Annotated in this window: 17 protein-coding genes; 9 read left to right on the top strand and 8 right to left on the bottom strand. The window is 71.1% G+C overall.

What is annotated here, in order from left to right; translation table 11 throughout:
- Window positions 1-151 precede the first annotated feature (151 nt).
- Entirely contained in the window at window positions 152-1105 is a 954-nt protein-coding gene (locus tag Q5425_RS24865; protein WP_396135228.1) for a hypothetical protein, read from the top strand.
- Window positions 1106-1207: 102 nt separating this feature from the next.
- Here Q5425_RS24865 and Q5425_RS24860 read toward each other — a convergent pair whose 3' ends face one another.
- Window positions 1208-2479, bottom strand: coding sequence for an MFS transporter (locus tag Q5425_RS24860; RefSeq protein WP_308674701.1), 1272 nt, complete (start codon window positions 2477-2479; stop codon window positions 1208-1210).
- 102 nt (window positions 2480-2581) lie between these two features.
- Between Q5425_RS24860 and Q5425_RS24855 the strand changes: the two genes are divergently transcribed.
- A complete protein-coding gene (locus tag Q5425_RS24855; RefSeq protein WP_308674700.1) occupies window positions 2582-3559 on the top strand; it encodes an Lrp/AsnC family transcriptional regulator in 978 nt (325 codons plus the stop codon).
- Here the strand turns inward: Q5425_RS24855 and Q5425_RS24850 are convergent.
- The 3 genes from Q5425_RS24850 to Q5425_RS24840 are packed head-to-tail and all read right to left on the bottom strand — an operon-like array spanning window position 3534 to window position 4581.
- Window positions 3534-3902: a barstar family protein gene (locus Q5425_RS24850; RefSeq protein WP_308674699.1), complete on the bottom strand. Its 369-nt coding sequence runs from the start codon at window positions 3900-3902 to the stop codon at window positions 3534-3536. The two genes, Q5425_RS24855 and Q5425_RS24850, sit on opposite strands and share 26 nt — an antisense overlap.
- On the bottom strand, window positions 3899-4369 hold the full coding sequence (locus Q5425_RS24845) for a ribonuclease domain-containing protein (protein ID WP_308674698.1): 471 nt from the start codon (window positions 4367-4369) through the stop codon (window positions 3899-3901). The genes Q5425_RS24850 and Q5425_RS24845 overlap by 4 nt, the downstream gene beginning before the upstream one ends.
- A gap of 11 nt (window positions 4370-4380) precedes the next feature.
- Window positions 4381-4581, bottom strand: coding sequence for a hypothetical protein (locus tag Q5425_RS24840; RefSeq protein ID WP_308674697.1), 201 nt, complete (start codon window positions 4579-4581; stop codon window positions 4381-4383).
- 186 nt (window positions 4582-4767) lie between these two features.
- On the opposite strand from Q5425_RS24840, the gene Q5425_RS24835 reads away from it, so the two are divergent.
- The 3 genes from Q5425_RS24835 to Q5425_RS24825 all read left to right on the top strand — a co-directional run bounded on the left by Q5425_RS24835 (window position 4768) and on the right by Q5425_RS24825 (window position 8483).
- Entirely contained in the window at window positions 4768-5733 is a 966-nt protein-coding gene (locus Q5425_RS24835) for a zinc-binding dehydrogenase (protein ID WP_308674696.1), read from the top strand.
- A gap of 136 nt (window positions 5734-5869) precedes the next feature.
- Complete coding sequence (locus Q5425_RS24830; protein WP_308674695.1) at window positions 5870-6949, top strand: alpha/beta fold hydrolase; 1080 nt, start codon at window positions 5870-5872, stop codon at window positions 6947-6949.
- A 91-nt stretch (window positions 6950-7040) separates the two neighbouring features.
- A complete protein-coding gene (locus Q5425_RS24825; RefSeq protein WP_308674694.1) occupies window positions 7041-8483 on the top strand; it encodes an amino acid permease in 1443 nt (480 codons plus the stop codon).
- Here Q5425_RS24825 and Q5425_RS24820 read toward each other — a convergent pair.
- Genes Q5425_RS24820 through Q5425_RS24810 form a run of 3 tightly spaced genes read right to left on the bottom strand, consistent with a single transcriptional unit; the run spans window position 8480 to window position 10464 of the window.
- Entirely contained in the window at window positions 8480-9529 is a 1050-nt protein-coding gene (locus tag Q5425_RS24820) for a nitronate monooxygenase (protein ID WP_308674693.1), read from the bottom strand. The genes Q5425_RS24825 and Q5425_RS24820 overlap by 4 nt on opposite strands.
- Before the next feature lie 17 nt (window positions 9530-9546).
- A complete protein-coding gene (locus tag Q5425_RS24815; protein WP_308674692.1) occupies window positions 9547-9903 on the bottom strand; it encodes a nuclear transport factor 2 family protein in 357 nt (118 codons plus the stop codon).
- 51 nt (window positions 9904-9954) lie between these two features.
- Entirely contained in the window at window positions 9955-10464 is a 510-nt protein-coding gene (locus Q5425_RS24810) for a MarR family winged helix-turn-helix transcriptional regulator (protein WP_308674691.1), read from the bottom strand.
- Between the two features lie 108 nt (window positions 10465-10572).
- Between Q5425_RS24810 and Q5425_RS24805 the strand changes: the two genes are divergently transcribed.
- From Q5425_RS24805 to Q5425_RS24790, 4 genes are all read left to right on the top strand, one after another.
- Window positions 10573-12336, top strand: coding sequence for a family 20 glycosylhydrolase (locus tag Q5425_RS24805; protein WP_308674690.1), 1764 nt, complete (start codon window positions 10573-10575; stop codon window positions 12334-12336).
- A gap of 70 nt (window positions 12337-12406) precedes the next feature.
- Entirely contained in the window at window positions 12407-12823 is a 417-nt protein-coding gene (locus tag Q5425_RS24800) for a histidine triad (HIT) protein (protein ID WP_308674689.1), read from the top strand.
- Window positions 12824-12864: 41 nt separating this feature from the next.
- Window positions 12865-13311, top strand: coding sequence for a pyridoxamine 5'-phosphate oxidase family protein (locus Q5425_RS24795; RefSeq protein ID WP_308674688.1), 447 nt, complete (start codon window positions 12865-12867; stop codon window positions 13309-13311).
- A 26-nt stretch (window positions 13312-13337) separates the two neighbouring features.
- The gene (locus Q5425_RS24790) at window positions 13338-13919 is read left to right on the top strand and encodes a hypothetical protein (RefSeq protein WP_308674687.1); all 582 of its coding nucleotides are present in this window, start codon (window positions 13338-13340) and stop codon (window positions 13917-13919) included.
- A gap of 60 nt (window positions 13920-13979) precedes the next feature.
- Here the strand turns inward: Q5425_RS24790 and Q5425_RS24785 are convergent, their stop codons facing one another.
- On the bottom strand, window positions 13980-14549 hold the full coding sequence (locus Q5425_RS24785) for a Uma2 family endonuclease (protein WP_308674686.1): 570 nt from the start codon (window positions 14547-14549) through the stop codon (window positions 13980-13982).
- Window positions 14550-14630: the final 81 nt, after the last annotated feature.

Genomic DNA, 14630 nt, shown 5'->3' with positions numbered 1-14630 from the left:
CGTTCGGTGCGTCAGACGCACCGAACGCCACATTGGGGCGCTTGAGCCGCGGGGACACGAACGGCTGATTTCTGGCCAAAAACGTAGCGAACGGGCCACTCGCGACGCCCGGGCCTGGCCTTCGGTCGGCGAGTGTGCCGATGCTTGAGGCGTGAAGAGAGGAACCTGGGCGCGGCACCCACTCGTTGCCGGCCACAAAGACAATCCGGATGTCGTGCGCACCGCCGAACTCGAAGAGATCGGCATGCGCCGTAGCAGCGTCTACCGCCGCTGCCTGCCCGGCGGCCCGTGGCGACGGTTGTTGCCGGGAATCATCTTGTTGCATCCCAACGAACCGACCGACGAGCAGCGCTTGCAAGCAGCGCTGATCCGCGGTGGTCGTTCCACGATGCTCACCGGGCTGTGGGCACTGCGAAGACACGGGCTCCGGGAGTTCCCGGAGCCTGACGACGTGCACATCCTCGTTCCGGATGAGCGTGAGATCACCAGTAGCGGGTTCGTCGTCGTCGAACGTACGACCCGGCTGCCCGCCCCGGTCATGCGGGGCGGACTCCCAGTCGCACCGGTGTACCGTGCCGCGCTCGATGCGGCACGCCGTATCCGGGACTTCGAAACCGTGCAGGCCTTGCTCGCCGAGGCCGTACAGCGCAGGCGTTGCACCCCGGAACTGCTCGACAAGGAACTCCGGCTCGGAAGCCAACGAGGATCAGCCCTGGTTCGTCGAGCCCTCCAGGCGATCCTCGGCGGCGCGGAATCGGTTGCCGAAGCCGAAGCCTGGGACATCTGGAAGCTCGCTGAGCTGCCACCGGCCGAGTGGAACGTCCGGGTCTTCGACGAGCGCGGCGGGTTCATCGCCAAGCCGGACGCCTGGTGCGACGACATCGCGTTCGCGTGGGAGATCGACTCGCGCAAATGGCACGGCGAGGGGGACGGCTACTCCGACACCCTGGCTCGGAACGCCCGCTACACCGCGGCGGGAATCACCTTCCTGCAGACGTTGCCGATCGACCTGCGCAAGGAGCCGGACCGGGTGATCGAGGACCTGCGGTCGGCTTACCGGGCGGCGTGTCGACGCCCACGTCCTCCCGTGAGCTACCGCCCGTAGCCCGCAAGAAGCGCCCCAATGTGGCGTTGGTTGCGTCCAACGCACCGAACGCCACATTGGGTGCGTTGGACGCACCGAACGCCACATTGGGGCGCTTGGGACTCAGGCAGGGACAGGAGCCTGCTTGCGCGGCAGCAGCGCGAGCAGGCCCGTCACCGCGCCGCACGCTGCGGCGATCACGTACACCGGCGCCAAACCGCCTGTCTGGTACGCAATCCCGAGCACCGCGACCCCGAGCGTCTGCCCGAACTGCCGGGTCGTCGTCAAGATCCCCGCGGCCATCCCGGATCGGCCCGGCGGTGCCGCGGAAGCGATGGCCGCGCCCATCGCCGGGCCCGCGATTCCCACCCCGATCCCGGTCACCGCCAGGCCGAGCGGGATCGCCACGACGAGCAGCGACAGACAGCCGAGCGCGCCCACCAGAACTCCGGTCCCGAGCAGCGTTCGCGGCGAAAACCGGTGCAGCACCTTGCCGAGGAGCGTCGAAGTCAGGAAGGACGCCACCGCGAGCGGAGCCAGCGCGAACCCGGCCGCGACCGGCGACCGCGAAAGTCCCAGCGACAGCGAGACGTAGACCAGCGCCGCGAACGTCGACGTCGATGCCGCCGCGCAGGCGATGAGCGTCGAAAACCCGCCGTCGCGGAACAGCCGCAAGTCCAGCATCGGCTCGGCCCGACGCCGTTCCACGACGACGAACCCGGTGAAACCGAGCACCGAAACCGCCAGCACCCACCGGTCCGAGGTCAGCCCGTGCACCAAGCTCGCGGCGCCGGCTGCGAACCACGCCGCGCCCGCAACGTCGAACCGGCCCGGACGCCCCGGCTCGTCCGGCCGCACCGCCCGCAGCGCGAACAACCCCGTCGCCAACGCGAGCGGTACGTTGACGAAGAAGACCGCGGGCCAGCCGAAGTACTCGGTCAGCACGCCGCCCACCACCGGCCCCGCCGCCGCGCCGAGCCCGTTCACCGCGAAGAAGACACTGATCGCCGTCCCCAGCGAGCGCCCTTCGTAAGAGGCCGCCAGGATCGCGAACCCGGTCACCGCCAACGCCGAGCCGCCGATCGCCTGCACCCCGCGGGCCGCGATCAACGTCCCGATGTCCGGCGCCAGGCCGCAGGCCAGGGACGCCAGCCCGAACACGGCCAGCCCGGCGAGGAACACCCGCCGCAGCCCCCAGCGATCCGCCACCGCTCCCGCCGCGAGCATGAGCACGGCCAAGACCAGCGTGTAGACGTTCGGCACCCACTGCAGCTGCCCCACCGACGCCCTCAGATCGGCGCCGATCCGGGGCAGGGCCACCGTGACGACGGTGGTGTCCAGCAGGAACAGGAACGAGCCCGCACACACGGCAAGCAACGGCCACCACTTGCGCATCGAATCTCCCTTCGTGTGCTCCGAAGGGTGCGATTACGACGCCGTTCGTCACCACACAAGTCGACAAGTCCGCCGGATACCGTCATCCCCTAGGCTCAACGCATGGAAACCGTCACCCTGGACGACGTCGACCGCGGCCTGGTCCACGCGCTGCAAATCGACGGCCGTGCGCCGATGCGCACCCTCGGCCAGGTGCTCGGCGTCTCGGAGAACACCGCGGCCCGGCGCTACCGGCGGCTCCGCACCGCCGGCGTCCTCCGCGTCACCGGCGCGGTCAGCGGCGGCGACGCCGGCTACACGACGTGGACGCTGCGCCTGCGCACCACCCCGGACGCCGGGGCAGCCGTCGCGGACGCGCTCGCCGACCGCGCCGACGTGTCCTGGGTGCACCTGCTTTCCGGCGGCACCGAAATCTCCTGCACCGTGCACGCCCCCGACACAGCGGGCCGCGACGACCTGCTCCTGCGCAAACTCCCGCGGGCGAGCCGCGTCACCGCCGTCTCCGCGCACGAACTGCTCCACACCTTCGCCCTGCCGGACGGCTGGAGCGGGCTGCACTGCCTGTCCCCCGGACAGGTCGAGCAGCTGCGCCCGCCCAAGCCCGAAAGCACCGGCGTCGCCCCGGAACCGGGCGACCAGGCGCTCTTCGACGCCCTCGCGGAGGACGGGCGCGCGAGCTACACGGCGCTGGCGAGGGCGACCGGCTGGTCGGACTCGACCGTGCGGCGCCGGATGGACCTGCTGCGGCGGCACGGCACGCTGACCTACCACCTCGACGTCGCCCCGGCGCGCCTCGGGTTCCGGTCCGAAACGCGGTTGTGGCTGACGGTGTCCCCGGCGCACCTCGCCGAGGTGGGCGAGGCCCTGGCGAGCCACCCGGAGACGTCGTTCGCCGTCGCCACCACCGGCACGACGAACCTGACGGCCATGGTGAACTGCCGTGACGGCCGCGATCTCTACCGCTACCTCACCGGCCGCGTCGCCGGGATCCGCGGCGTGCAGACCCTCGAGAGCGCGCCGGTGATCCGCACGGTCAAACGCGCGGGGACACCGCTCAGGCGTCCGGCAGCACGACCGTGAGCCGCCACGAACCGGCGCTGCGGCCGCTCGGGCCGAGCGCGCGCTGCGCGTCGGACAGCACGCTGCGGATCGCCAGGTAGGTCTTGGGTTCGGCCTTGCGCAACGCGTCCGAGCCCGGCCAGATCAGCACGTGCTCCCCCGGCGGCAGCCACGACAGGTCGGTCAGGCAGTCGTAGAGCGCGTCGAGGTTGTGCCCGAAGTAGTCCGGAAAGGACAGTGCTTCGGCGAAGGCGGTGAGCGTGCTGGCCTTGTCCACGGTCGGCCGGGAGTTCACCAGGTGCGGGTACGCGCCACGGGCGAAAGCGTCTTCCGCGGCGGCCTTCGCCTGCTCGCCGGCGCTCATCGGGCCGGGTCCACGACGACGAACGACGCGTAGTGGTCGCCGGTGTAGTACAGCTCGTGCGCCTGCCCGGTGATCAGCCGCCGGGCGCCGCGGTCGGGACTGCCCGGGGTCTTCACCGTGTATTCGTGGTAGTAGCCGGATTTCTTGCCGGGCAAGCGTTTCTCACGGTTCTCGAAGACGACGTCGTCGTTGCGCGGGTAGGGGTACGGGCCGCCGGCCTCGATCAGCTTCCACGTGTCCGAGGCCTGCGGCGGCAGCGCGGAAAGCGCCTTCACCGGCAGCCCGGAGTCCGCGCCCGGCACGGCGGCGCTGCCCTTGGCGGGCGTGCTGCTCTGCGCGGGGGCGCTCGCCGAAGTGCTCGGACCAGAGGACGAGCCGCCGCCGAGGTTGTCCTGGACCAGCCAGCCCCCCAGCACCAGCACGAGGAGCCCGATCAGCGCGGCGGTGATCCGCCTTCGGTTGAACATGGTGCGCGAGCCTATGCCGACCCGTCGGAGTCGTCGTCACGCCCCGGAGCCAGCTTGTGCGCGAAGAGCCCGACGACCTTGTCGAGCGCCCACGCGGCGGCCAGGCACAGCGGCACGACGACCACCATGACCAGCACGAACTGGACCGGGAACCAGGCCTGGGCGAGCCACAGCTCGACCCCGTCCCACCAGTCGGCAAGCCCGTTGAACACGGTGTGAGCCTACGCGCGCTCTGCTGCCCCCGCGCCTCTGGGCCTCGCTTCCGAAATCGGCGGAGCCGATTGCGACGGAGGCGAAGCCACCCGACGGAGTCGGGTTCGGACCCACCGTCGCAAGGGCCGCTCGCCGTGTCTCGCGACACGCAGCACAGGGTTTGAAGAGACGGTACGTTGCAGGACATGTTCGCCGTGTACGCGCAGGAACCCAACGCCGACAGCCCGCTGGACTCGCTCGTCGTCGGCGAGCGCCCCGAACCCGAAGTGCCCGACGGCTGGGTCCGCGTGCACGTCAAGGCGGCCAGCCTCAACATGCACGACCTCTGGACGCTGCGCGGCGTCGGGATCAAGCCGGACCAGTTCCCGATGATCCTCGGCTGCGACGGCGCCGGAACCCTCGACGACGGCTCCGAGGTCGTCATCCACTCGGTGATCAACGCGCCGGGCTGGCAGGGTGACGACACCCTCGACCCCAAGCGCACGCTGCTCACCGAGAAGCACCAGGGCACCTTCGCCGACCAGGTCGTCGTGCCCGCCCGCAACGTCGTCCCGAAGCCCGCGTCGCTCAGCTTCGCCGAAGCCGCCACCATGGGCACCGCCTGGCTGACCGCCTACCGGATGCTCTTCGTGAAGTCCGGGCTGCGGCCGGGGCAGACGATGCTCGTGCAGGGCGCGTCCGGCGGCGTCTCGACGGCGCTGGTCCAGCTCGGCCGCGCGGCCGGGTTCCGGGTCTGGGTCACCGGCCGCACCGAGGAGAAGCGCGCCCTCGCCACGAGCCTCGGCGCGCACCAGGCGTTCGAGTCCGGCGCGCGGCTGCCCGAGCGCGTCGACGCCGTGTTCGAGACCGTCGGCAAGGCGACCTGGTCGCATTCGGTCAAATCGCTCAAGCCGGGCGGGATCATCGTGGTTTCCGGCTCGACCAGCGGCCCGGACGCGCACGCGGAACTGCAGCGCGTCTTCTTCCTCCAGCTGCGCGTCGCCGGCTCGACCATGGGCACCCGCGACGAACTCGCGGACCTGCTCACGTACCTCGAACTGACCGGCGTCCGGCCGCAAATCGGGGCGGAATTGCCATTTTCCGAGGCGCCGAAGGGTTTCCAGGCGATGCTCGACGGGGAGACCGCCGGCAAGATCGTCTTCACCCGCTAGACCCGGCTGAGCTGGGCGGATCGGTTCGTTCCACCCAGCCCGGCATCCGGTGAATCTTTAACGTGTTCACTTCGAGATCTGGTCGTTAGCACCCAAATTCGACCAAAACCCCATGCCGGCCAGCTAATCTGTAGTCATGACCGCGACGAAGCGGCCCACTCCGGCTGGACCGGACGGCCGGTCCAGCGACCCGGACCCGATCCGGGTTTCCTTCCGGCGCTACGCCGGTGTCCGCACCCGCGTGCTCGAGGTCGGCGACCCCGCCCCCGAGCCGGAGTCCCCGCGCCGCTCACTGCGTCGCCGGAGCGCGGCGCCGCACGTCCGGCCCACCGCACCGCGGCTGGTGCTCCTGCACGGCTACTGCGACAGCGCCGACACCTGGCGCCCCGCCCTGGAGCAGCTCGCGGCCGCCGGGATCCCGGCGGTCGCGGTCGATCTGCCCGGCTTCGGCGACGCCCAGCCGCTGCGGCCGGGCCCGATGCTGCCGCAGCTCGACGCGTTCACCACCGCCGTCGTCCGCGAGCAGGCGGTGCTCGGTTCGGTCGTGCTGGCGGGCAACTCCCTCGGCGGCACCATGAGCCTGCGCGCGGCGCAAACCGCGGTGGATCCCTTCTCGGCGGAGAAGAGTGCCTCGAAGGGGAGGCTGCCGCTTTCCGGAGTCGTGTCCATCGCCGCGCCGGGGTTCGTCGACTCGTGGCTGATCCGCACGGTGGCGCGTTACCCGCTGCCGCTGCGGCTGTACTCGTCCCTGCCGGTCCCGGTGCCGGGTTTCCTGGTGCGCAAGGTCGCCGAGCAGCTGGTCCCGCGGTTGCTGTACGCCAACTCGGGCGCGGCCGACGCGACCCAGGTGCAGCGCTTCACCGCGCTCTTCCCCGACTACCGCGCGACCAAGAGCCGGCTGGAGGAGGCCCGGCAGCTCGTCGCCGAGCTCGCCGACGCCTACCGCCTCGACTCGGTCGAGGTCCCGCTGCTGGTCGTCGCGTGCGGCAAGGACAGGCTCGTCACGGCCGCGTCCGGGCGGCAGCTGCACACGCTGGTGCCGCACAGCAGGCTGCTGGTCCGCGAGGACTGGGGGCACTGCCCGCAGCTGGACGACCCGGTCGAAATCGCCGAGCTGCTCGCCTACTTCGCCGCGAGCGCGGTCCGGACCACGCAGGCCAAGCGGGCCGCCGCGACGGCGCCGAAGGCCGTGAGCGAGGACACCGCGGCGGGCTGACGCGCTCACGCTGTCTTCACGCGGATTTGACGGTAGGTTCCCGCGGTGGGTCCGTGATCCGGGCTCTCCACCGACCGTTCGGGAGATGATGATGTCCGCTCCAGAAGGCCTGGGCTCGAGCTCGGGCATCTTCCGGCGCAAGCCGATCGACCAGATCCAGGGCACCGGCGAAAGCGATGGCCTGAACCGCACCCTGGGGCTGTGGCAGCTGACCGCCATCGGCATCGGCGGCATCATCGGCGCCGGGATCTTCGCCCTCGCCGGCAGCGTCGCGCACGGCGACGACGCGGCGGGCATCCCGGGCGTCGGCCCGGCCGTGCTGATCTCGTTCCTCATCGCCGGCGTCGCCAGCGCCGCGGCGGCGTTCTCCTACGCGGAGTTCGCCGGTCTGATCCCGAAGGCCGGCTCGGCCTACACCTACGGCTACGCGGTGCTCGGCGAGATCGTCGGCTGGTTCATCGGCTGGGACCTGCTGCTGGAGTACACCGCGATCGTGGCGGTGGTGGCGATCGGGATCTCCGGCTACTTCAGCTTCCTGCTCGGCCAGCTCGGCCTGGACCTGCCCGCCTGGATGCTCGGCGCGCCCGGCACCGGGCCGGGCCACAAGGTCGACCTGTTCGCCGCGCTGCTGTGCCTGCTGATCGCCTACCTGCTCAACCGCGGCATCCGCAGCGCCGCCCGGTTCGAGACGGCGATGGTCGGGATCAAGGTCCTGATCGTGCTGGTGGTCATCCTGGTCGGCTTCTTCTACGTCAAGACCGGCAACTACACGCCCTTCGCCCCGGCCGGCTTCGGCGGCGCGGTGACCGGCGCCGCGACGGTGTTCTTCGCCGTGTTCGGCTACGACGCCATGAGCACCGCCGCGGAAGAGTCGAAGGACGCGCAGCGGCACATGCCGAAGGCGATCCTGTACTCGCTGGCCATCTCGATGGTGCTGTACGTGCTGGCCTGCCTGGTGCTGACCGGCATGCAGAAGTACACCGAGATCGACCCGAAGAGCGGGTTCTCGACGGCGTTCAAGTCGGTCGGCCTCGACGGGCTGGCCACGGTGATCGCCATCGGCGCGATCGTCGGCATCCTCACCGTGCTGTTCACGTTCCTGATGGGCGCCACCCGCGTCGGCTACTCGATGAGCCGCGACGGGCTGCTGCCGCCGTGGCTGGGCAAGACCCACCCGACGCGGCAGGTGCCGAGCCGGATGACGTGGATCCTCGGCGGGGCGTCCGCGATCATCGCCGGCGTGCTGCCGATCGGCGAGGCCGCCGAGCTGACGAACATCGGCATCCTGCTCGCGTTCGTCGTCGTCTGCGTCGCGGTGATCGTGCTGCGCTACAAGCAGCCGGACCTGCCGCGGACGTTCAAGACGCCGGGCATGCCGGTGGTGCCCGCGATCGGGATCGTATTCTCGATCTGGCTGATCACGTTCCTGCAGCCGGCGACCTGGCTGCGGTTCGCCGTCTGGTTCGTCCTCGGCCTGATCGTCTACTTCCTCTACAGCCGGCGGCACTCGGTGCTGAACCGCACCGGCGGCTAGCGGATCCGGTCGAGGCGTGCGGCGGCGGCGCGCGCCTCGACCTTCAGCCGCTCGATGATCACGGCGGCCGAAGCGTCATACGCGAGCGGGTAGGTCTGGCCCGCCCACAGCGAGATCGCTTCCGGGTCACCGGCCTTCGCCGACGCCTTCCGCACCGGCCCGGCCAGGTGGTTGAGCTGCGGGTAGGCGGCGGGCGCGCCGTCGGACAGCGCGTCCATGAACTTGTTGACCAGCCCGCGCGCCGGGCGGCCGCTGAAGGCGCGCGTGAACGCCGTCTCGCGCTCGGCGAGGGCAAGGGCCTTCCGGTGCGCCTCCGACGTCCCGGCTTCGTCCGCGCGCAGGAACACGGTGCCCAGCTGGGCGGCCACGGCACCGGCGGCGAGCACGGCCGCGACGTCGGCGCCGTGCACCAGCCCGCCGGCGGCGATCAGCGGCAGGTCGACGCGGGCGGCGACGAGCCTCAGCAGCGCGAGCACGCCGTATTCGGCGCCGCCGCCGGGCAGGCGCGGGTCGTCGGTGAACAGGCTGCGGTGCCCGCCCGCCTCGAAGCCTTGCAGGACGAGCGCGTCGGCGCCGAGATCCGCGGCCCGGTGGGCGGCCTCGGGGGTGGTCACGGTGACGAGGACCTTGCTGCCGGCGTCTCGGAGCCTGAGGACGTCCGACGGCGACGGCGGCCCGAAGGTGAACGACACGACGGGGACCCGCTTCTCGAGCACGACGTCCAGCTTCGCCGGATACGCGTCGTCGTCCCACTTCGGCTCGCCGAGCTCGACGTCGTACTCGCGGGCGAACTCTTCGAGCCGCTCGCGGTGCGCGCCGATGTCGGCGCCGGTGTCCGGCTGTGGCACGAAGAGGTTGACGCCGAACGGCCGCCCGGTGAGCTCCGCGGTGCGGTCGATCTGCGCCGCGAGCGCCGCGGGCGTGAGCATGCCGGCGGAGAGGAAGCCGAAGCCACCGGCCTCGGTCACCGCGGCGACCAGCTCCGGGGTGGTGGGACCGCCGGCCATCGGCGCGGCGACGACCGGGAACGTCAGCTCGTCGAACATGCCACCGAGCGTAGTACTCAGGCGGGCAGCAGCATCGTGTAGAGCTTCTTGATCACCCCGTCCTCGACGAGCGCGACGTCGATCCCCCGCACGACCGGCGGCTCGCCTTCCGGGCCGAGGGCCCAGGCGAGGTGGCCGAGGTCGTGGTTGACCAGGACCGGGCCCGCCGCCGAGAACACGAAGCCGGGAGACTCCGCCAGCAGCCCCTTGGCCTTGGCGTCCAGGTTTTCGCGCCCGGTCACGACCCCTTCGGGATCGGCGAACGTGATGTCGGGCGCGTACGTCTCGGCGATGGCCTTCGCCCGCCGCTCGTCGTCGCGCTCGTTGAACACCCTCAGCAGGTTGGCTTCCATCAGCTCGGCCACCGTCGCCATGTCGCACCCTCCTAGGTTCGCGGCCATATTACGTGACATGTCACGCAACTCTCAGGGGTGGTCGTCCGGCCGCGGGAGGGTGCCGTGCTCGAGCAGGGTGTCGTAGACGCGGTCGAGCAAGGTCGTCAGCTGCGCCAGTTCGGCGGGCTCGAGGGCGTCGAGGAACGCCTGCCGCACGAACCCGACGTGGTCCGGCGCCGCTTGCCGCAACGATTCCCAGCCGGTTTCGGACAGCGCCACCTCGGTGACCCGGCGATCCCCGGCGGCCGTCCCGGTCCCGACCAGCCCGCGGTCCCGCATCCGCTTCAGGTGGTGGGAGAGCCGGCTGCGCTCCCAGCCGATCCGGACGGCGAGGTCGGTGACCCGCATCCGGCCGCCGTCCGCGCTGGTCAGCGCGACCAGCACGTGGTAGTCGGCGAGCGAAAGCCCGCTGTCCGCGCGCAGCTGCCGGTTCAGCTCGTACTCCAGGCGGAGGTGCACCTTCATGTAGGCGTACCAGGCGGCCGTCTCGGCGCTCGACAGCAGCGCGAACGGCGACCCGGGTGCGAAGTCCCGCGTCACGGCCCGAGCCTAACCACCCAGACTGGTCTAGACCATGACCGCCGGAAGTGCGACGATCCGGGCAGGTGCGACGGCGATGTCGCACCCTTCCCGCCAGGAGGTCCCCCGGTGAAGAAACCCGTCGCGCGGCGTCTCGGCCGCGCCCTCGCCGTGCTGGCCCTGATCGGCGCCAGTACCCAGCTCGCGCCGGCCGAGGCGGCCACGCCGGCGCTGCAGTCGATCGTGCCGGCGCCGGTCTCGGTGACCCCGGCGACCGGGGTCACGTTCCCGCTGGTCACGACGACGAAGATCGTCACCGAGGCCGGCTCGGCACCGGCCAAGCAGGTCGGCGACTACCTGGCCGGCATGCTGCGGCCGTCGACCGGCTTCGCGCTGCCGGTGTCCGACGCACCGGCGTCCGTACCGCCGGACAGCATCGCGCTGCTGCTGAGCGGCGCGCCCGCCTCCGTCGGCGCGCAGGGCTACCAGCTCGTGTCGACGGCGTCCTCGGTCACCGTGCGGGCGTCCACCGCGGACGGGCTCTTCGCGGGCGTCCAGACGCTGCGGCAGCTGCTGCCGGGTCGCGTGGAGAGCCCGGCCGCCCAGCCGGGCCCGTGGAGCATCCCTGGAGCAACGATCGTCGACTACCCGCGATTCGCCTACCGCGGCGCGATGCTCGACGTCGCACGGCACTTCCACCCGGTCTCGACGGTCAAGCGGTACCTCGACCAGCTGGCCCAGTACAAGATCAACAACCTGCACCTGCACCTGGCGGACGACCAGGGCTGGCGCATCCAGATCGACAGCTGGCCCCGCCTGACGACGTACGGCGGCAGCACCCAGGTCGGCGGCGGCGCGGGCGGCTACTACACGAAGGCGCAGTACACGGAGATCGTGACCTACGCGGCGGCCCGCCACATCACGATCATCCCGGAGATCGACATGCCGGGTCACGTGAACGCGGCGCTGGCCTCGTACGCGGAGCTGAACTGCAACGGGGTGGCCCCGGCGTTGCGGACGGACACGGCGGTCGGCTACAGCTCGCTGTGCATCTCGAAGGACATCACGTACACGTTCGTCGCGGACGTCCTGCGCGAGCTGGCGGCCTTGACGCCGGGCCCGTACCTGCACATCGGCGGCGACGAAGCTTCGGCGACTTCGCAGGCGGACTACGTGGCGTTCATGAACAAGGTGCTCCCCCTGGTGGCGGCGACGGGCAAATCGGTGGTGGGCTGGCACGACATCGCCAAGGCGTCCCTGCCGGCTTCGGCGTCGCCGCAGTTCTGGGGCACTTCGACGTCGGACGCGGGCGTCTCGACGGCGGTTTCCCGCGGCAGCAAGGTGATCCTGTCGCCGGCGAACAAGGCGTACCTGGACATGAAGTACAACAGCTCGACACCCATCGGGCTGTCGTGGGCGGGCTACATCGAGGTCCAGGACGCGTACAACTGGAACCCGGGAGCGTACTTGTCGGGCGTCGGCGAGTCGGCGGTCCGCGGGGTCGAATCGCCGCTGTGGACGGAAACGGTGGTGACCCCGTCCGACATCGACTACCTGGCGTTCCCGAGGCTGGCGGCGCACGCGGAGCTGGGCTGGTCCCCGTGGTCGACCCACGACTGGACGGCCTTCCGGACGCGCTTGGGCGCCCAGGCCCCGCGCTGGGTGGCGCAGGGGATCAACTTCTACCGGTCGTCGCAGGTTGCGTGGGACACCGGCGGAACGACGAACCCGGGCACGTGCACGGACCCGGCGTGGAGCGCTTCGCAGGTGTACAACGGCGGGAACGTGGTGTCCCACAACGGCCACAAGTGGATGGCGCAGTGGTGGACCCAGGGCGAGGAACCGGGGACGACGGGCCAGTGGGGAGTGTGGAAGGACAACGGCGCTTGCTGAGGTGACGGCGGGTCCGGCGCCTTCACACGAAGGCGCCGGGCTCGTCCGAGATCGCCGTTAACCTGGGGTCATGCCGTGTCCCGTCTGCGCCAAGCACCGTGGCGCCGGGCCGCTCGTCAGCCCGGTCGTCTGGGCCGACGAGCTCGTCGTCGTCAGCCATCGGCCCGGGGACTTCCCCGGCTACCTCTTCGTCGAGACCCGCCGGCACGTGGCGCACCTCGACGGGCTCACCGAAGCCGAAGCCCTGGCCGTCGCGCGGGCCGTCTGGGTGGGCGCCCGCGCCCTGCGGGCCGAGCTGGATCCCGAGTCCGTGCACTCGGCCGTCGCCGGGCGCGGACTGGCGCGCGCTCACTTCCACCAGCACCTCTTCGTGCGGCATCGCGGCACTCCGGCCGAGGCCGGGTGGATGGCGGTCGACTGGGCCGGCGCGCCGCGGGAGGACGTCACCGGTCTGTGCGGACGGTTATCGGCGCACTTCGGGCGGTGAACACCGGACACCCGGGGCGGCCGGCGGGTTAGGTTGGGGCCATGAGCGCTGATCTGGAGCAGGTGCGCACACTGTCGCTGCAGGAGCACGGCCTCGCCACCGTGGCCACGACGCGTGCGGACGGCACCGTGCACGCCTCGGTCGTCAACGCCGGCGTCTTCGGCGATCCCGTGACCGGCGCCCCGGGTGTCGCCTACGTGGCCGTGGGCCAGGCGCACAAGCTCACCCTACTGCGGCGGGCCGGGCACGCCACCGTCACCTTCCGGCGCGGCTGGAACTGGCTCTCCGTCACCGGGGCCACCCACCTCATCGGCCCCGACGATCCCGATCCCGCCTTCGACCCGGCCGGCCTGCCGCAGCTGCTGCGCGACGTCTTCATCGCCGCCACCGGCACCCATGACGACTGGGCCGAGTACGACCGCGTGATGGCCGAAGAGCGGCGGGTCGCGGTGTTCGTCCGGGCGGACCGGATAATCGGCAATCCCTGACCCATCCGGCCCCAGGAGTCGTCCCGTTGTCCGAGTCCCCGCCCCGCGTCACCACGCCGGTCAAGGTCCTCGTCGGCTTGCTCGTCGTCGCCGACGCCGGGTTCGGCGCGGCGCTCCTCTCCGGGCTGGTGCGCGGCCTCTCGCCGTGGCTGATCGGCGGCGCCTACGCGGCGACCGTGCTCGCCGCGGTCGTGGCCTTCCGGGTGTCGCGTGCTCGCGACCTCAAGCGCGGGTTCGAGGCTCTCCGCGACCTCACCGTCGGCGAGGAGGGCCTCCGCCTGCCCGCGGGCACGCTCAGCACGCGGGTGGTCCCCTGGCCGGAAATCGCCGAGATCACGGTCCGCCGCTCGGCCCGCTTCGGCGACGGCTACCTGCGCGACGCCCTCTGGGTCGACCTGGTCACCGGCGGAGGCGTCGAGAGTTCGGTGCAGCGCTACGCGCCGCGAAGCAAGCTCGAACCGGCGCCGCCCCAGCGAAGGCAGTTCGAGCAGACGGCGATCCTCGCCCCGGCCCTGTTCGACGCGGTGCTCGACCGGCTCCGGAAGGAATTGCGCCACCGGCAGCTGCACGCCCAGCTCCGCGGCGCACCCCGCCTCCGGCACCACTGACCCCGGACGATCACCCGGGAACGCCGTCCCTTACCGGCTGGCCCGGGAATCGGCCGTGGCTCAGCCGAGCCGGCCCAGCAGCTCCCGTGGCACGATCCGCACCGGGAACGGCCGCTCGAGCTCGACCGCCTCGTCGCCCGCCGCCTTGGCCACCTGCTGGTAGTGACCGTCCTCGTCCAGCTCGAAAACCGTGAGCGTGGGGTCGGCCGGGTCGATCACCCAGTAGCTGCCGGTCCCGAGCCGTTCGTAGACCGCCTTCTTGGTGTTGAGGTCGTGGATCGCCGTGCTGGGCGACAGCACCTCGACCGCCAGCACCGGCGACGCCGGAAGATCCTTTTCGGTGAAGTCTTCGTCCAAGCCGACCAGGACGTCCGGCTGCAGCTCCGTGTCGTCGCCCGAGTGCACGGCGAACGGCGCGGCGAGTACGTCGTACTCAGGCGGACACGCGGCTTCCAGAACGCCATAGAGCCGGTAAGCGATCTTCTGATGTCTTCTTCCCGGCGCGGGGCTCACGATGAGCACCCCGTCGATGAGTTCGCGGCGTCGGCCATCGTCCGGCATCCCCTCGAGATCGTGCACCGTCAGCGGGCCCGAATCGGCGGGATGCTCGATGTCTGCCATGACCGTCATGGTGCTCTCCTTTCGCTCTTCGCACCAGAGGAAACCAGAGAGCACCGACAGAAACCACGTCGAACACAGGTTCGGCGCCCA

The organism is Amycolatopsis sp. A133 (genome assembly GCF_031082405.1).
In the GTDB taxonomy this organism is placed as follows: Bacteria; Actinomycetota; Actinomycetes; order Mycobacteriales; family Pseudonocardiaceae; genus Amycolatopsis.
The sequence above is the reverse complement of the archived record's forward strand: the minus strand, read 5'-3'. Positions and strand labels throughout refer to the sequence as shown.